Here is a 17082-nt window from a genome sequence, read left to right on the forward strand (position 1 = left end):
GAAGGTTTGGATGCTCGAAGATCGGTACGGAAGCCCGCTAACCACAACATCACAAACTGCACGTGACGCCTATGTTGAAGGCATCGACCGTTTTCTGGGTGCTTTTGACGATGTTGAAGAAGCTTTCCGTTCTGCAATGCAGGCAGATGATAGTTTTGCCATGCCCCATGTTGGCCTTGCACGCTATCTTGTAACCGTCGGGCGCGGACAAGATGCAAAGCGAGAATTAGCCGTCGCAAAGGAACTTTCGCAAGGCGTCAGCCCGCGCGAAGCCGCCCAGATCGACATAATCAGCGATCTCATTGAGGGGCGTGCACCGCAGGCCTACAGGCGCATTCGAGATCACGTCGCAGACCATCCGCGAGATATTTTGCTGGCTCAGACATGTACCAGCGTATTTGGCCTAATAGGGTTTTCAGGTCAGGCAGGGCGCGAGGCAGAGCAGCTTGCCTACACAACCATGTTGAAGCCACACTATGGCGACGACTGGTGGTTTCTCTGCCAGCATGCCTTTGCCCAGATGGAGGCCGGACAGATCGGCCCCGCCGCGGAAAACATCGAACGCGTGCTTGAGTTGAGGCCAGACAGCGCGCACAGTGCACATGTCAGGGCCCATCTCTACTATGAGAACGGGGAGACGGACGCTGGCTACGCTTATCTGCGCGAGTTCTGGCAAGACTATCCCTTCACAGCGTATCTGCACTGCCATCTCAGTTGGCACGTAGCTCTATGGGCGCTTGAGAGCGGCGATGTGACGGGTATGTGGAAGCTGTTTGATGATTACGTTTCCCCCGACCGACCTCCTGCGCCGCCACTGAACGTTCTGACTGATAGTGTGGCAATTGTTCACCGCGCCTTTTTGGCTGGTGAGCAAATTCCTCAGGAGCGTTGGCAACAACTCAGCGACTATGCTGTTCAGTTCTTTCCTTCACCTGGCTTGGCTTTTGCGGATGTTCACGCTGCTCTTGCGCATGCGATGGCTGGAAACAGAGAGCGTCTGGAAACAACCATTGACGGCGCAAAGGGCCCCGCAGGCCCCACCGTTGCCTCTGTCGCAGGCGCATTCCGTGCGTTGGCGGATGGAAATGCGGATGAAGCGATTGAGAAATTTGTAAGTGTCATGTCTGAGCACGAACGCCTAGGCGGCAGCCGGGCGCAACGCGACATTGTCGAGTTTACGTTGGCTCATGCGCTTGCAATTTCTGGGCAATCGAATGAAGCACGACGCATTCTCAACATGCATCGACCGCATACCTCTCACGACCACGCGGTAGCTAGTTTGGCGAGGTAGGATGCCTATGTTCTTTGATGTCCGCTATGAGCGCTTGTCCGCTTCAGGTTCGATGTTGATCAACCGATGTGTCTGCTTCTCGGGCTCTAGAAAGCTCGCTGGTGAAGGTCCGTTTCGGGCTGCGACAAGCCAAGTATGCAACCCGCAGAAATGACTGCTGTGGGCCAAAGCTGCCGAAAACTGACCCGGTCCTAAGATGTTTTGTCAACCGCGGGCGCGCATCTCCAAAGCGTCTTGTGTAGTTAGAAAGTTTCCCGCGTAACCCCATGAACCGCTGCTTACTTCTAGCAACCGGACAGACGTTCCATTTTGTATTGTTTGCCCGGCGACTTCGCCGAAGGCCTTGGTGACATTTTGTATTATCCTGCCTTTTTCTTCTGTCGAAAACACACCTTCAAGCACCTGAATTTCAATTGAGGGCATCGCACACTCCATTTCTTAAGACTTACCAAAATGCTGGTCTATACTTGGCCGATTGTTCCACAAGATGACATGCAATGCCCATTCTTGTAAGAATTCTATGCAATTTCGAGAGGAGCAACCACATGTCAGCAATGGTTTCATTTCGCTCGGTCGTTGATCCAACGGATTGCGATTTTCTTGGACATATGAATGTTTCGAGGTACTTCGCCGCATGTTCCGACGGTGTACTAGCCATTCAATCTGAAATGGGGTTAACCGCAAACGATATGCGTACGGGACGCCGGGTTTCATTCGCCGTTATCAACGCCCAAAGCGATTTCCGCGCAGAGCTTACAGCAGGTGACTCGATACGGCTGGAGACAGAAGTTGTAGCGATTGGCTCTAAATCCATGACCTTTAGGCATCGGCTTTTTCGAGTTGACGGCAACAAGATGGCGTTTGAAACCGAATTCAAATGCGTGCTGCTAAGCCTTGAAACCCGCCAGGCCACAGAGATTCCCGACGATGTTCGCGAACGTGCAACCAAATGGTTGGAGAACCCAACCTGAATGACCAGAAAGTCCCGAAATACCGTGGTCCACTCCGACCAATCTTAGTGCCGTATATCAAACGGCGGCTTTGTCCGGAGACTGTGTAAAAACTCTGACTGTCCGGCGAAATACGCCGAAAACAGCCTCTATGTGTGTTCTCTCGCACTTCTATGAGAGCTTTTGCACAGGCGCCGAAATCGAGCGCGACGAGAGAGCTCATGGGCCGGGGTTTTCATATAGCCTCTCCGCATCGCTAGAATACCAAAGCTTGGTTTTGAAGGTCCGGTTCGGGCTGATTGTGTTGAAATACTCAAAAAACTGGAAAGCCTAAATTTTCTGCGAACCTCGATCAATCGCAATAGATCACCACCGATATCGATGACGAGCGTTGAGACACTCGCTGGCGGCCAGCGACTGATTTAGGCCGACCTTTCGGCTAAAAATTTCAATCGGGCCTGTAAGGGCAATTTTGCATTCGAATTTGCGCGAACTTGGATTTTTTCAACACAATCCGCTGGGAGTATTCGTTCAGGTTCAGTGTTTCAGCAGTTAGGTTCTTTTCGTTTTTTACCGTGGCGTCCACCGATCAAGCGTGCATACCGGATTGAGTTTAGGCGTTTCTTGGAATGACGAACCTTTCTGACGTAAACTTCACCAATGGAACGTCGACTTGCCGCGATCTTGGCCGCTGATGTGGTTGGTTATTCACGCTTGATGGGCGCGAATGAGATCGGCGTTTTGAACGCTCTCAAAGCACTTCGTTCGGAGCTGTTCGATCCGCAGGTCGAGAAACATCATGGTCGCATCGTCAAACTAATGGGTGACGGAACGCTCGTGGAGTTTGCTTCGGTCGTTGATGCAGTGAACTGCGCGACTGAAATCCAAGCGAAACTGGCGAAGAGAAACGGCAACCTGTCTCCTGAAGAGCAGCTTGAATTGAGGATCGGCATAAATCTTGGCGACGTGATGATTGATGGCGATGACCTTTATGGTGACGGTGTCAATATCGCTGCACGGCTTGAGGAGTTGGCGGAGCCTGGTAGCGTTTGCGTGTCCGAAGTTGTTGCAACTCAGGCAGCCGGCAAAGCTAACGTTGGTTTCGAATACTTGGGTGAAACCCGCCTGAAGAACATTTCTGAGCCGGTGCGAATTTATCATGTGAATCCTCAGAGCCGAGCAATCAGCCGCCGCAGCTGGGTTAGGAGCCGTGGCGTTCAGGCGGCAATAGGTGGAGCGCTTCTGATCATTGCGGCATTTGTGGTTTGGCAAGGCATGCATCGCTGGGGGGCCAATGAAGACGTTCCTTTTGACGAGGCTACGGCTCTGACCCGGCCTACAGGTCCTACAATAGCGGTTTTGGCGTTCGAGAACCTAAGTGGAGACCCGTCGAAAGATTACTTGTCCGATGGCATCAGCGAGGATGTGATTATCGAACTCGGACGCTATCGCGACCTCAACGTCTTGTCGCGGCACACCACCTTCTCCTACCGAGGGCAGCACCAGGATGTGCGCGGTATCGGTGAAGCCTTGGGTGCCGAATTCGTGCTTGAAGGTACAGTACGGCAAGCGGGTGATCGTCTGCGGGTAACGGCGCGCCTGATTGACACCCAGAGCAGAGCGCAGGTCTGGTCCGAGGCGTTCGATGAGAAACTTACGACCGCCAATCTTTTCGATGTGCAATCTCGGATCACCGAGCGCGTTGCAGTTGCGATTGGTGACACGCGCGGCGCCATCAGGCGAACAGACGAAAGGCGGGCAAGGGCGAAACCGCCGGAACGGCTGTCGTCGTATGAATGTACTATGTTCTATGACGATCTCTACGATAGACCGGATGCGCAGAAGCGGGTCCAAGGTTGCATTGAAAGGGTAATCAAGGAAGAGCCGGATTATTGGCGCGCCTGGGCGCAGCTGGCCGAGGCATTGCGTGTAGATCTAAGCTTTTTTGGGGATCGCTATGCTGGCACATATGAGGAAAAACTCAACCGAGCTTTGGCTGCCGCCAACGAAGCCAAGGCACTCAACCCAAACTCGGCCCGTGTTCGACTTATCTTGGGTATTCTTCTGCTCATGAATGGGGATCGCGACGGCTTTTTCGCCGAGGCGGAGGACGCGCTCGCTATTGGAGGCGACCGCAGCGTGGAGGCGGAATTCGGCTACTGGCTGGTCTGGACCGGGCGTTTCGATCTGGGCGCGGCGCTTGTACGGCGGGCTATCGACCTCGACCCAGGGTCGACCATCAAGGATTGGCATCAAGCGCTCTCGGAGTACCACTTTCACAAGGGTGAATACGAACTTGCGCTTGCCGAAGCGCGCAAGGGCGTGCTGCTGGATTATTGGTGGTCGATGATCCCCGAAGTCACGGTTCTCGCCAGGCTTGGACGCGCTGACGAACTTGAGCGCGCCCGAAACCGGCTTGAAGCCACGCGTCCCGGCGTGAAAATCGCCGACATTGTTTGGGTGTATCGCCGTTACCAGCGTCCGGACGCTCTTATAGCGCCCTACGTTGATGCCTTCCGGAAGGCAGGATTGCCGGAGGGCACTTATCGAGCATTGGATTTGAACGACCGAGGCTAAATCGTTGTCGGTCCCGGAAGCAGATTGCGCGCTCTAGATTGACTATATTTTGGTCTGAAAAAATGGACCTACTACGGCGTTATTCCGGTGGCCGCTTGGTCCCGCACTTCGGAAACTGAAAGGCAGGGTGAAAAAGCCTGCTCTGGACTGATAGTCGTACTTGCGAGATTTTTTCAATAAAGGCCGCTGGGAAGCGGCCTAAAAAAATTATACCTTAGTAGCTTCAGCGATGGCGAGCGTGTCTTCAATATCTATGCCTAGCAGCGGGTTGTGCCAAAGCCGTCCATGCAGGCGCGAGCCGATTTGTGCTATGATCACAGCTGAGGGAATCAAAAGCCGAGTCATCGATTGATCACCTCGCACCAAGGGAGTTTCAATGAAAACGATGTCTTTCAGGCTGATACCCAACCCAAACGACATGGTGGCCTCGGATTTCACCGATCCTGGCTCCTTCACGACCAGTGATACGAACGAAAGAAACTGGTTCAAGTTTGCAAACGAAGACGAGACTATTCTCTCGGGCGTTTGGGAATGCCCACCCTGTCGTGAAGAGATCGATGCTTATCCGGTACATGAAATGATGACCGTGATTTCTGGGTCCGTAACACTGACGCATCCTGACGGAGACGCCGAGACCTTCACGGCTGGCGATACGTTTTTCATCAAAAAAGGGAGCAGGTTGATCTGGGAGATCACAGAAAAATTGCGGAAGTACTACATGATCGTCTCTTAGGAAGTTCGTATTGCGAAGCGATCCCTGCGATCAACCTATGATAAAAACAAACTCGAAACATACATTCTCCGGTTGCTGCACGAATGGTAGCTATGGGTTGCGAACGGTGTCCTAGAGCCCTGAGCGGGCTTCGTAATCAGCCAGTTGGAGTGAAGAGCCGCATCTACTATTGTCAAAGCATGTCGAGCAAGGGACAACAATTGCAACGAAAGTTGGCGGCAATACTGGCCGCGGATGTCGTTGGATATTCGGCGCTCATGCACAAAGATGAGCAAGCCACACTTCTAATGCTTGATCACCTGGAAAGTGACATTGTCACCCCAACAATAGCGGGCCAATCAGGTCGGGTCGTGAAGAGCATGGGTGATGGTTGGTTGGCGCGATTTGACAGCGCGGCGCAAGCTGTGACCGCCGCAATGCAGCTACAAGAGCAGTTGGCTGAACACTCGTTAATGAACATGCGGATCGGTGTTCATGTGGGAGACATCACAGAAAAAGGTGACGACATCTTGGGTGACGGCGTGAATATTGCCGCGCGCCTTGAGAGAATCGCGCCAACCGGTGGCATCGCTATTTCTGAACCCGTACACTTGAACATTGAACACACTCTGGCAGACGCGTTTAAAGCTGTAGGGAAGAAGAAGCTCAAGAACATCGAGCGCAGCCTGGATGTGTGGATTCACGATGGACCGCACCAGGGCGCATCGCAAAGCTCGCATTCTTTCACAGAGACGAGCTTGCCAAAGCTCTCCATCCATCCTGTGACGTGCAGCGACCAACGCACTGAACTAAAGGAAATGGCCGCAGCTCTCACTTCAGATTTCGGTTCTTATTTTCGAACGATCAACTGGTTAAACGCGGCGATATCCTCCACGGAGCCACCAGAGGGATATACGCTTCGCGGCATGCTGCGTAGACACGGTGACCGATTGCGTTTGGAAGCCCGCTTAAATGACCCTTCTGGTTCTGAAATCTGGACTCAGAAGTTCGACGGTTTGGTCGAAGCTATCTTCGATTGGCAGGACGAGGTCGTAGAAAAGCTGTTGGATGCGGTTAGTGGGATCCTGATTCAGTCTGAGACCGCAAAACTCTCCGCATTGCCAGAAGTCGAACTGACCGCCGAGCAGTGCGTCCTGATGGGCATGATCGCTTGGTCGGATGCCGGTATCGACAGCTACGAAGAGACGTTGGCATATCACGCCAGGGCCATTGAGGCTAAACCAACCCTCGCTGCCGCCTATGCCGAAGCCATTTGGACAATGAATGGCGCAAGAACTTATGATCTTCGTCGCGAGCTGTCATCTTACTATGAGAAATTGCCACGCTGGATCGAGGCCGGACGGCAGATGGCAGGGCAAAGCCCAACGCTTGATCTGAGTGTTGCAGTGGCTGACTACAATGTGGATGGGGATGCGGATCGACTTTCCGTGGCGCTTGAGCAAATCCGGCAACGAGCGCCATTAGATGCCCGCCTGCATTTGTTTATGGGTTGGGGATACAACTGGGCCGGGTTTCCTAAAATGGCATTGAGTTGCTTTCAGACGGCGCTTCGGTTGGGCCGATATGGAGCCGTTTTCGTGGGTGCTTCCGGAGGTGCCGCCACCTCTTGCGTAATGCTTGGTCGAGATCATGATGCTATCGCCTTTGCAGAAGCAGGTCTGCGCTTCTCAAAAAACTATGCCGCGCTCCACAGCACGAGGGCCGCTGCTCACGCAATGCTTGGGGAGCCTGAGAAAGCGTCCGTGGCTTTGGCGCAAATGCTGCAAATGGAACCTAGTGAAACGATTTCGAAGTGGCGTAGCAACGTGGACTATGGCGGTTCTGACGGCGCTGAACGCTATTTTGAGGCACTTCGCCGGGCAGGGTTGCCAGAATAGCGGTGCCGGAACCAAGTCGCGCTGACAAATCCGGCAGATTGATCGCGCATCTTGGTAACTGCAAAGCTCGGGTTTGAATGTCGGGTTTGGGCTTATCTTGTTGAAAAAATCTTCCTTGATCGACGTGCAAGTCGCTGATTTAATTCCTGTACTGAACAGGAGAATGAGCGATGATGGGGCCAAGGCAGCAAGCACAAGGGTCACTGTTCTACGAGTTCTCGGTTGAGGATCATGTCCCGCAAGACCATATTCTTCGAGGTATAGATCGGTTCGTTGAACTGTCTGATATCCGCCGGCACCTTGCTGCGTTCTATAGTTCGACTGGCAGACCGTCCGTTGATCCGGAACTGATGATCCGGATGCTGCTGATAGGCTACGTGATGGGCATCAGGTCCGAGCGACGGCTCTGCGACGAGGTGCATCTCAACCTCGCTTACCGCTGGTTTTGTCGCCTAGATCTCACTGATCCGGTGCCGGACCAGTCGACCTTCTCGAAAAACCGGCACGGTCGTTTCCGAGACAGTGATCTTTTGCGGCATTTGTTCGAGACGGTTGTAGCGCGTTGTATCGAGGAAGGGTTGGCCAGTGGGCAGCGCTTCGCAGCTGACGCCAGCCTGATCCAAGTTGATGCCAACCGGCAGAATTCCTCACCGCAGCGGGATTGGGCACCTGAGAAAATCATCCCTGAAGAAGCACCCCCGCGCCGTTAGGGAATACCTGGATACGTTGGATGACGCCGCCTTCGGTGCAGCAAGTGCGGTGAAACCGAAGTTCACCTCGCACTCCGATCCGGCCTCTCAATGGGCTGGCGCGCGGGGTGGGCCCGCCTATTTTGCCTATTCAGCCAACTATCTGATCGACACGGACAACGGAGTGATCCTGGACGTGGAAGCAACCCGGTCGATCCGCCAAGCTGAGGTTGGCGCGACCCGAACCATGGTCGACCGGGTGCGCGAACGCCACGATCTGAACCCTGAGAGGCTGATCGCAGACACCGCCTATGGCTCTGGACCGATGCTGAGTTGGCTCGTCGATCAAGGCATCGCCCCACATATCCCGGTTATCGACAAATCCGGCCGCAACGATGGAACCTTCGAGCGCACCGACTTCACCTTTGACGTTGAAAACGATGCCTATATCTGCCCTGCTGGCAAGGAACTCAAACAATATCGCCGCGCCTACACAAAACCGAGAAAGCCCAGGCCGGACAAGGATGGGATCCTGCGCTACCGCGCCAGCAAACCCGACTGCGCCGCCTGCATCCTGAAGAGCCGATGCTGCCCGAAAGAGCCACAGCGCAAGGTGACGCGCTCCATCCATGAACCATCCCGAGACGTGGCTCGTGCCATCTCCCAGACCACCCAATATGTAATTTCGTGCAAGCTCAGAAAGAAGGTCGAGATGCTGTTTGCCCATCTCAAGCGCATCCTCGGTCTCGGGCGCCTTCGATTACGTGGCCCATGCGGCGCTCGGGACGAATTCCACCTCGCCGCCACCGCCCAAAACCTCAGAAAACTCACAAGGCTCATCCCGGCTACCCAAAAGATACCCGCTATCTGACCAAGATCTCGGCTGTGCAGATATAAACGACAAACCCAAGAGTTTTTCAACGGAATAGGCTGGGAGCAGACCTTCAGTACGGCGAGCCAAAGCGGTCGCTCACAGCCCAAACCGGGCATTCAAGACCAAGCCTTGCATATCCCAAGAAGTACAAAAAATACAAAATTGATCAACGGAGGCTGCTGCAATCACTGGACGCGAAGCACAATAAGTCAACCAACGCGAACAAAACACAATTGTTGACCAATAGTATCGAAATCGTATTGTTGAATATAGAAAACAATAGGCTTCCGCCGTAAGGCACCTGGAACCAATTCTGTGACAATAGGATTGAGGGGTACTATGAAAAAAATACTTTTGGTCGTTCCAATAGCTACAATTCTTGCCGCCTGCGAAGACAGCAGCACAACTAGCGGCACTTCAGCGACGCCGACTGCCGCGGAACAGGCATGCCTTCGTGATGTCGCAGCAACTACCAACAATCCTGATGTTGCACTGCTCGGTTCAGAGTTTTCTGAAGCCGGAACCCTTGTGCGCGTCGGCGTTGGGCCTGACCGCGCTCCTTGGCAGTGCATCGCCTATAGTGACGGTGCAACAGATGGCATCATGTCGTTATCGGACGAAGGCACTCTCTAGCCTCGCCAAGTTCGCTCAAAACACTTCAAACCCTGAGACACAGTACAGAAGACAGCGCAGTGTCATTTGCCAGTGACAATTAATGGACAACTCCGAACATTGGGGAGAGAACGCGTGGGTAAACTGATATTGGGCTGATCGTTGGAGGTATCGGCGGTGGGTATGTTGGGCATCGGAACTGGCGCAGGCGTAGGTATTGTGACGAGCTTGTCAGCAGGTGGTTGTGGTATCGCCAGCGCTGCCCAGCAGGAGGATCTACTGACTAAAGAGGAAGTGAACCAAGTCTTCAACCGCGCAGTTAGCAATCTGCGGGAATTAACACCGGACACTGAGGGCAGCGGTGAGGCAATTGTCGGTGCAGCAAGCGAATGCGACGGCGTACTGCAAGGTTTACGGGATGCTGCCAAATCCAATTAAATTAGGGAGTTTAGAATGATGCGATTCATAGTTTTAACTTTGTCCCTCTGCGTCTCGCCCGTAGTCGGCTACGCAGCGGAAGTTGGACAGTAGGCGATTGACGGCTGTATCGATCAATTACGTGCTGTCGGCGGGCCCGACGGGCAAGGTGGTACGGTGCTCTCAACGGAGTTTTCCGAAGCAAATTCGCTTGTAATGCTGAAAGATCGCGGCGAGACGGTCTGGCGATGCCTCGTCGCCAACGATGGCCAAGTCGCTGAACTCAGTGTCGCACAGGCCGCAGATGACGGCCAAGGCGCAATGGCCGGTTCAGACGGTGTACCACCGGTCGTTTCGGGAACACAACGTGTCCAGTTCGCAAAAGGCACCAGCGGAGCGGCTTTGTCTGGCACGCTGAACGCAAACACATCAGTCCGATATGTGCTTGGCGCTGCAAATGGCCAGTTTTTAAGGGTGGACGTTAGCTCACGCGGAGGTGCGCTGGACTACGAGATTTTTAATCCTGACGGTTCGCTTCTGCTGGATCTGATCTCTTCAGACACGCCCTATTATGGCCAACTCTGGCAATCCGGCGATCATGTGGTTGAGGTCGTCAACGCCGGGGCGCAACCAGTTACCTTCGATATTGGCATCGGAATTGAGTAATCCCACGACTTTGAAAAGGGAAATGACCATGAAATCTTTTGCTCCTCTAACCATTGGATTTGCTGCCCTGGGCCTCGCGGCCTGTGATGAGCCCAGCCCATCCGCAGCACCAGGTCAACCTGCTGTCGGCAGTGCGTCCGATCTATCTGCGTTCGAGGGTGCCCGCGCGGGGCAAGCGGAAATGGGCATTCAGAACCTCGGCTATGAATTGATCCGCTCCGAAGGTCTCACCTCATATTGGTTCAATCGTGATACGGGTGCCTGCGCACGTATAACGACTGCTGAGGGCCGCTACTCTGATGTCACCATGCTACCATCGCAAGACTGCTAATGGATTGGGTACACGCCATAGTCACGGGGCTTTTGTGTGGCGGTGCGTATTGGGCCATAAGAAGCATGGGATGGTTCGAGAACCGCTCGAAGTTACAGCAGGCGTTAATATTCATTCCGGTCATTTTCGTTTTGGTGTTTATCCTGAACTTGATATGGCCTTCCAGTTGAACGCGGCAGGCTTTGAATAGAGCGACCTATGACCGTGTATCAAACGTCAAATGGCTAACGTGATTAGTGTCGACAAACGCAAGGATCAGAGAAAGAACTCTGCCCGTTCTACTACCCAAACCATTGCGACCAAACTTGCGCATGCGGCAACGACAGCGCGAGAGCCGACCCATACTCTGGTCGAAACGCACATCACTAGCGCGGAACCGAGATCGATATCGAAAAGCTTGATAAGGGACGTTCTGCGCGACTTTGCAAAGTCTGCTATCTGCGCATTCCAGAAATTCGGATCTGACAACGTTGCTGGTGCGGCGAATGGCGGTTTCGTCCGTTGAAATCACCCCGCAGAGTGGTCGTTCGTACCAACTGCCGCGAATGATCGCTTCGAGCCCAGAGTGACCAAACTTGGCTGACCAAGAACTTCCTACTTAACACCAACGGAAGTTCGGCTAGGTTTGGTGGAATTCGGCTAGGTTTGGTGGAATACTGTCTAAACGCTGATGGATACAAGGGGCTTGATTTTGGACAGAAGCGCTTTGATTGGGTCATGGAAAATGCATGCATGGACGCGGCAGTCGGTGACAACGGGTGAAATTACCGATGCACTGGGGCCCGAGCCAATTGGCTATATTGCATACCACGCAGACGGGCGAATGATGGCCACTGTTTTCAGACGAGATCGCCCGAACTCAGGCCGAAATGGCTGGACTGAGAGCGAAAAAGCCCAGCTTTTCGACGACATGCTTGCCTACGTCGCGTCTTATTCGCTCGAAGAAGACCGCGTCGTTCATCATGTTGATGGGTCGTGGAACCCAAACTGGCACGGCGACCTTTCACGTCCATTTGTGCTCGAAGGTGATAGATTGGTGATTAGTGGAGCTCCCGGTATCGACCCCAAGACAGGCGAAGAAGTCGTTTATCGGATGGAATTTACGAAGGTATAGCGCTCTCACGATAGAATAGCCAAAGGTCGGCCCGTATCGGTTTCTGGATACATGTGGCCTAACACAAATGTCTGCTTTGGTCTGCACTGCCGACCTCCGGCGCACTGGGAGGCCTTTGATGGCTGACAGATGTTGTCAGATGACCGCTTTGAGCCCAATGCGGACGTTCAAATGCAGCAAAAACCAGTTACTGTTGAGCGCAAAACATTGAATGTGACTTCAACTGGAAACACAAATAACGCCATATTGTTAAGATCATCACGTTATCCAGTTAGCCTGAAAATTAGACGCTCCTTCCAAAGGCAGCTTTTAACCAAGCCTGAATGACTTGAAAAATCTGATCTATGCGTAAAACTTAAAGAATGAGTGAGTATTTTGACGAAATGTTCAATGGCGATGGATCACTCAGAGGTCCATACGAAGAGATCGGCCGCTGGTTCAACGCGGAAGACGTATCACGACTGAGGGCGAAACAGCGCGAAGCCGAAAAAGTTTTTAGGCTGACGGGCATCACTTTTAACGTATATGGCAAAGCCGAGGCCGAAGAACGTCTAATACCTTTTGATATCGTGCCACGAGTTATTTCAGCTCGGGAATGGCAGCGGTTGGAACGCGGTATCGAACAGCGGGTGCGGGCAATCAACGCATTTCTACATGACATTTACCACCGTCAGGAAATTGTCCGGGCCGGGCGTGTACCTGCTGAAATGATTGCCGGAAACGAGGCCTTCCTGCCGCAGATGCTTGGGGTCTCACCACCCGGTCAGGTCTATACGCACATTGTCGGCGTCGATCTGGTGCGAACCGGCCCAGACGAGTTTTTCGTCCTGGAAGACAATGCTCGTACGCCATCCGGGGTCAGCTATATGCTGGAGAACCGGGAGACGATGCTAAAGATGTTCCCCGAGCTTTTTAGCGCGACGAATGTTCGGAATGTTTCCGACTACCCCCGCAATCTGAGGCGGTCTCTTGCGGCCTGTGCGCCAGCTTGCGCAGACGGAGAACCCACTGTCGCGGTGTTAACCCCCGGCATCTATAACTCAGCCTACTATGAACATGCGTTTCTTGCTGATCAAATGGCCGTGGAATTGGTCGAAGGCCACGACCTTCGCGTTGTCGACGGGCGCGTCTGCATGCGCACCACCAGAGGCTATAAACCCATCGACGTGCTTTATCGCAGGGTTGATGACGACTTCTTGGATCCATTGAATTTCAACCCTGACAGTGCACTGGGTGTGCCAGGCATTCTGGACGTTTATCGCGCAGGCGGCGTCACGATCGCGAACGCACCCGGAACGGGTATTGCCGATGACAAGGCGATCTATTCCTACATGCCCGAGATCGTCGAATTTTACACGGGCGAAAAGCCTCTGCTTCAGAATGTTCCAACCTGGCGATGCAGCGACCCTGTCTCGCTGTCTTACGTCATGGACAACCTGTCCGAGCTTGTTGTGAAAGAAGTGCATGGGTCTGGCGGTTACGGTATGTTGATTGGCCCGACCGCCAGCAAAAAAGAGATTTCTGCTTTCCGGGACAAGCTCAAAGCGCGGCCAGCGAACTATATCGCTCAGCCGACACTGTCTCTTTCAACGGTTCCAATCTTCGCACGTTCAGGGCTGGCCCCTAGACATGTCGACCTTAGGCCGTTTGTTTTGGTGTCTCCCGACGGGATCAAAATCACACCCGGTGGATTGACCCGCGTAGCGCTGAAAAAAGGCTCGCTGGTCGTAAACTCGAGCCAGGGCGGCGGGACCAAAGACACCTGGGTTCTGGAGGACTGACCATGCTGGGAAAAACTGCTGGCGGGTTGTTCTGGATGTCCCGATACCTGGAGCGCGCGGAAAACACGGCCAGGCTGCTGGAGACAGGTCAAAGGATGGCGTTGACCCGGACTAAGAACTCCGCCGAGGAATGGGGGTCAGTTCTGAAAACGGCCGGAGTTCTGGATGGATACCACGCCAAGTACGATGATATTACCAAGGACAACGCTGTTGATTGGGTGCTGCGGGACGCGGACAATCCATCCTCGATCAAGTCGGTTATCAAGCAGGCACGAGACAACGCGCGCCTTGTTCGGACAGCACTGACCCACGATGTGTGGAGTGCTGTAAACGCGACTTGGATGCAGATTGACGAGGTCATGAAGCGCCGCGTGAATGAGCGGGATTTGCCTGCGACGCTGGAACTCATTCGTCAACAGGCGGCTCTGGTTCGCGGTGCCACCTTGGGGACCATGCTGCGCAATGACATTTTCGACTTCACCCGCATTGGCACATTTGTCGAGAGGGCAGACAATACCGGGCGCATTCTGGACGTGAAATACTATGTTCTTCTGCCCACAGCCTTCTCGGTCGGCTCGTCACTGGACAACATCCAATGGGAAAGCATCTTGCGTTCCGTCGGCGCTGGTGGAGGGTATCGAATGACCCATGGTGAGAAAACCCGGCCGTCTGACATTGCGCAGTTTCTGATCTTGGATCAGCGGATGCCTCGCAGTCTTCACTTTTGCTGCAGAAAGATTCAAGAGAACCTGTCATACCTGAAGAAAGACTACGGCTTTGCCGGGCCTTCGTGCGAGGCGTCTAATGCTCTCTACGAAAAATACCTGGATCAGAAGATCTCAGATATCTTTGAAATCGGACTTCACGAATACATTCAGGACTTTCTAGCCGACCTCGGCAACTTAAGCCGTCAGATCGAGATTGATTACCGGTTCTACGAGTAGACAATGAAACTGCACATTCGACACGAGACACGATACGATTTCGACGCACCAGTTCCCTTCGGGTTGCAACAGCTCAGGAAGACACCAAAGTCCTTTCGCAATCAAAGCATCGAAAGTTGGAACACAGAAATCACCGGCGGGCGAAAAGAACTGACGTTTGAAGACTACCACCGTAACACCGTGGAATTGATCAGTTTCGACGCAAACACCCAAAGTATTTCGTTAATCTCTGAAGGCGTTGTTGAGGTGGAAGACATCCACGGCGTCTTGGGGCGTCACGAAGGGTCGACACCCTTGTGGCTGTTCAATAGGGGTACCCCGCAGACAACGCCGGGGAAAGGGGTTGCCGAACTGATTGGCGCGTTACCTAAAGGCGAACCGCTGGAACAGATGCATGCCCTGTCCGAAAACATTCGAACTCAGGTCGCGTATGAAATTGGAAGTTCGCACCCGAGCTGGAGCGCAGAAGATGCCCTCAAAGCTGGGCGTGGCGTGTGTCAGGACCACACTCATATCTTCATTACATGCGCGCGACAGATCGGAGTGCCAGCACGCTATGTATCGGGTTACTTGATGATGAGCGAAACGGAACTGCAGGACGCGACCCATGCCTGGGCCGAAGTGCATTTGGACGGGCTTGGCTGGGTCGGGTTTGACGTTTCAAACGGGATCTCGCCTGACGATCGATACGTCCGCGTCGCAACCGGGCTGGACTATGCCCAAGCCGCACCGGTAATAGGGAATAGAATTGGGACAGCGGGCGAGCAATTGACAGTGCAGTTGCAGGTCGCACAGCAGTAACGGAGAAATTGATGACCTATGCTGTGGGCATGCGGCTGAATCGCGGGCTGGTGTTCATGTCCGATACGCGCACGAATGCAGGCGTGGACAATGTTTCGACCTTCAACAAGATGTTCAATTGGACGGTAGAAGGGGACCGTTCGATCACAATCCTAACGGCTGGAAACCTTGCGACTACTCAGGCCACAATAAGCCTTTTGGAAGAACGAACAAAAGCGCCGGCAGATCGTTCACCATCGATTTTAGAGGCACCGACAATGTTTCAAGTTGCGCAACTGGTCGCGGCTACTCTGAACGACGTCATCGAGGAGCATGCCCGGTCCGGTCAGCAAGCTGACAGCGCTTTTCACGCGACGCTCATTGTTGGAGGCCAGATCAACGGCGGCCCGTCTCGCCTGTTTTTGATCTACCCTGAAGGCAATTTTATCGAGGCCGGCGACGACACCCCGTTCTTTCAGATCGGTGAAACAAAATATGGCCGTCCTATTCTGGTGCGAGCCTACGATCCGGAAATGAGTTTTCCAGAAACCGTGAAACTCTTGCTTGTCAGTTTTGACTCCACGATTAAGGCCAATCTGTCTGTCGGTGCTCCGCTCGACCTGCTTCTCTACGATGAAGACAGCCTTGACGGCGGTACGCGGTCAAGATTCGAGTCCGACGACCAGTACTTTCGCATTGTTTCCGACGGATGGGGAGATGCGTTGAAGTCGGCCTTGGCCAAACTTCCTGAATACAAATCGGGGCGAAAGTCAAACGATTGAGCGTCCGCTTTGTCCGCAAAGCGGTCGTTGAAGCGAATTGAAACTAGCGATCGCTCAGACCTCAAAGCAGTCGCTCAAAAACTTGAGAGGCGCTGCAACGCAGAGAACGGTTATTTGGAGCCAAAGCAGCCTTCAAATTGAATTGTTTCTCATTTGTAAGCACCGGACGAATACGTCAATTCATAGGAATGGCTGTATAGTTCGAAAGCAATACCGAATGGATCTTCAACATAGACCATCCGGTAAGGTTTATCGCCCGGATAATAGTAACGAATGGGCATCCGCTGCTTTCCCCCTGCCGCTACGATTTTTTCCACCAGACCTTCCACGTCGGGATCTTGGATACAAAAGTGAAATGTCCCATTGCGCCGGTAGTCCATGTTGTTTTCAGGCGCATAATTCCCGTCGAACTCGAAAATCTCAATCCCAACGCGATCCGCAGTCGCCATGTGAGCTATGCGCAGTTTTTTCCATTCTGGTCCAAAGACGTCCGTGCACATTACACCAATATCGCTATCATCCTCGAGAACGTCTGTCGGCGGCATGATGACGTAGAAGCCAAATACCTCGGAATAAAATTTTACGGCTTCATCAACGTCTGGCACAGAAAGCCCTATGTGAGAAAAGGATCGAGGTGTGTGCGACATTGTAGTTCCTTTCAACT

16 protein-coding genes and 1 pseudogene are annotated in these 17082 nt (G+C 53.3%); 15 read left to right on the forward strand and 2 right to left on the reverse strand.

The features are described from left to right. Positions 1–10 precede the first annotated feature (10 nt). On the forward strand, positions 11–1291 hold the full coding sequence (locus tag ACT2B1_RS19780) for a tetratricopeptide repeat protein (RefSeq protein ID WP_481669223.1): 1281 nt from the start codon (positions 11–13) through the stop codon (positions 1289–1291). Between the two features lie 204 nt (positions 1292–1495). Here the strand turns inward: ACT2B1_RS19780 and ACT2B1_RS19785 are convergent, their stop codons facing one another. Further along, positions 1496–1714, reverse strand: a complete 219-nt coding sequence (locus tag ACT2B1_RS19785) for a tautomerase family protein (protein ID WP_282022462.1) — start codon at positions 1712–1714, stop codon at positions 1496–1498. Between the two features lie 74 nt (positions 1715–1788). Here ACT2B1_RS19785 and ACT2B1_RS19790 point away from each other — a divergent pair, with 74 nt between their 5' ends. The 14 genes and pseudogenes from ACT2B1_RS19790 (at position 1789) to ACT2B1_RS19855 (ending at position 16418) form a co-directional block, all read left to right on the forward strand. Continuing rightward, positions 1789–2262 (forward strand): acyl-CoA thioesterase, encoded by a 474-nt coding sequence (locus ACT2B1_RS19790; protein ID WP_481669224.1) that lies wholly within the window; start codon positions 1789–1791, stop codon positions 2260–2262. Positions 2263–2901: 639 nt separating this feature from the next. Then, on the forward strand, positions 2902–4818 hold the full coding sequence (locus ACT2B1_RS19795) for an adenylate/guanylate cyclase domain-containing protein (protein ID WP_481669225.1): 1917 nt from the start codon (positions 2902–2904) through the stop codon (positions 4816–4818). 376 nt (positions 4819–5194) lie between these two features. Beyond that, positions 5195–5551, forward strand: a complete 357-nt coding sequence (locus ACT2B1_RS19800; protein WP_282022465.1) for a cupin domain-containing protein — start codon at positions 5195–5197, stop codon at positions 5549–5551. A 149-nt stretch (positions 5552–5700) separates the two neighbouring features. Then, positions 5701–7428, forward strand: a complete 1728-nt coding sequence (locus tag ACT2B1_RS19805; protein ID WP_481669226.1) for an adenylate/guanylate cyclase domain-containing protein — start codon at positions 5701–5703, stop codon at positions 7426–7428. A 170-nt stretch (positions 7429–7598) separates the two neighbouring features. Further along, positions 7599–8988 (forward strand): annotated as a pseudogene (locus tag ACT2B1_RS19810) (IS1182 family transposase). A gap of 342 nt (positions 8989–9330) precedes the next feature. Further along, positions 9331–9624, forward strand: a complete 294-nt coding sequence (locus ACT2B1_RS19815; protein WP_481669227.1) for a hypothetical protein — start codon at positions 9331–9333, stop codon at positions 9622–9624. Between the two features lie 162 nt (positions 9625–9786). Further along, entirely contained in the window at positions 9787–10041 is a 255-nt protein-coding gene (locus ACT2B1_RS19820) for a hypothetical protein (RefSeq protein WP_481669228.1), read from the forward strand. A gap of 195 nt (positions 10042–10236) precedes the next feature. Beyond that, positions 10237–10686, forward strand: coding sequence for a hypothetical protein (locus ACT2B1_RS19825; protein WP_481669229.1), 450 nt, complete (start codon positions 10237–10239; stop codon positions 10684–10686). A gap of 28 nt (positions 10687–10714) precedes the next feature. After that, positions 10715–11017 carry a hypothetical protein gene (locus tag ACT2B1_RS19830; protein ID WP_481669230.1) on the forward strand — a complete coding sequence of 101 codons (303 nt, stop codon included), beginning with the start codon at positions 10715–10717 and terminating at the stop codon, positions 11015–11017. A gap of 670 nt (positions 11018–11687) precedes the next feature. Continuing rightward, a complete protein-coding gene (locus ACT2B1_RS19835; protein WP_481669231.1) occupies positions 11688–12131 on the forward strand; it encodes a lipocalin-like domain-containing protein in 444 nt (147 codons plus the stop codon). Between the two features lie 362 nt (positions 12132–12493). Then, positions 12494–13912, forward strand: a complete 1419-nt coding sequence (locus tag ACT2B1_RS19840) for a circularly permuted type 2 ATP-grasp protein (protein WP_170464173.1) — start codon at positions 12494–12496, stop codon at positions 13910–13912. A 2-nt stretch (positions 13913–13914) separates the two neighbouring features. Continuing rightward, a complete protein-coding gene (locus ACT2B1_RS19845) occupies positions 13915–14856 on the forward strand; it encodes an alpha-E domain-containing protein (protein WP_171125968.1) in 942 nt (313 codons plus the stop codon). A gap of 3 nt (positions 14857–14859) precedes the next feature. Next, on the forward strand, positions 14860–15657 hold the full coding sequence (locus tag ACT2B1_RS19850; RefSeq protein WP_170464169.1) for a transglutaminase family protein: 798 nt from the start codon (positions 14860–14862) through the stop codon (positions 15655–15657). Positions 15658–15668: 11 nt separating this feature from the next. Then, on the forward strand, positions 15669–16418 hold the full coding sequence (locus ACT2B1_RS19855) for a proteasome-type protease (protein ID WP_170654239.1): 750 nt from the start codon (positions 15669–15671) through the stop codon (positions 16416–16418). Between the two features lie 149 nt (positions 16419–16567). Here the strand turns inward: ACT2B1_RS19855 and ACT2B1_RS19860 are convergent, their stop codons facing one another. Further along, positions 16568–17065, reverse strand: coding sequence for a lactoylglutathione lyase family protein (locus ACT2B1_RS19860; RefSeq protein WP_481669232.1), 498 nt, complete (start codon positions 17063–17065; stop codon positions 16568–16570). Positions 17066–17082: the final 17 nt, after the last annotated feature.

This window comes from Ruegeria sp. S263 (genome assembly GCF_056780525.1).

Excerpts from the sequence above, each read along its gene's own strand:
- ACT2B1_RS19780 (WP_481669223.1), top strand. The coding sequence starts at position 11 with ATGCTCGAAGATCGGTACGGAAGCCCGCTAACCACAACATCACAAACT.
- ACT2B1_RS19785 (WP_282022462.1), bottom strand. The coding sequence starts at position 1,714 with ATGCCCTCAATTGAAATTCAGGTGCTTGAAGGTGTGTTTTCGACAGAA.
- ACT2B1_RS19790 (WP_481669224.1), top strand. The coding sequence starts at position 1,789 with ATGCCCATTCTTGTAAGAATTCTATGCAATTTCGAGAGGAGCAACCAC.
- ACT2B1_RS19795 (WP_481669225.1), top strand. The coding sequence starts at position 2,902 with ATGGAACGTCGACTTGCCGCGATCTTGGCCGCTGATGTGGTTGGTTAT.
- ACT2B1_RS19800 (WP_282022465.1), top strand. The coding sequence starts at position 5,195 with ATGAAAACGATGTCTTTCAGGCTGATACCCAACCCAAACGACATGGTG.
- ACT2B1_RS19815 (WP_481669227.1), top strand. The coding sequence starts at position 9,331 with ATGAAAAAAATACTTTTGGTCGTTCCAATAGCTACAATTCTTGCCGCC.
- ACT2B1_RS19820 (WP_481669228.1), top strand. The coding sequence starts at position 9,787 with ATGTTGGGCATCGGAACTGGCGCAGGCGTAGGTATTGTGACGAGCTTG.
- ACT2B1_RS19825 (WP_481669229.1), top strand. The coding sequence starts at position 10,237 with ATGCTGAAAGATCGCGGCGAGACGGTCTGGCGATGCCTCGTCGCCAAC.
- ACT2B1_RS19830 (WP_481669230.1), top strand. The coding sequence starts at position 10,715 with ATGAAATCTTTTGCTCCTCTAACCATTGGATTTGCTGCCCTGGGCCTC.
- ACT2B1_RS19835 (WP_481669231.1), top strand. The coding sequence starts at position 11,688 with ATGGATACAAGGGGCTTGATTTTGGACAGAAGCGCTTTGATTGGGTCA.
- ACT2B1_RS19840 (WP_170464173.1), top strand. The coding sequence starts at position 12,494 with ATGAGTGAGTATTTTGACGAAATGTTCAATGGCGATGGATCACTCAGA.
- ACT2B1_RS19845 (WP_171125968.1), top strand. The coding sequence starts at position 13,915 with ATGCTGGGAAAAACTGCTGGCGGGTTGTTCTGGATGTCCCGATACCTG.
- ACT2B1_RS19850 (WP_170464169.1), top strand. The coding sequence starts at position 14,860 with ATGAAACTGCACATTCGACACGAGACACGATACGATTTCGACGCACCA.
- ACT2B1_RS19855 (WP_170654239.1), top strand. The coding sequence starts at position 15,669 with ATGACCTATGCTGTGGGCATGCGGCTGAATCGCGGGCTGGTGTTCATG.
- ACT2B1_RS19860 (WP_481669232.1), bottom strand. The coding sequence starts at position 17,065 with ATGTCGCACACACCTCGATCCTTTTCTCACATAGGGCTTTCTGTGCCA.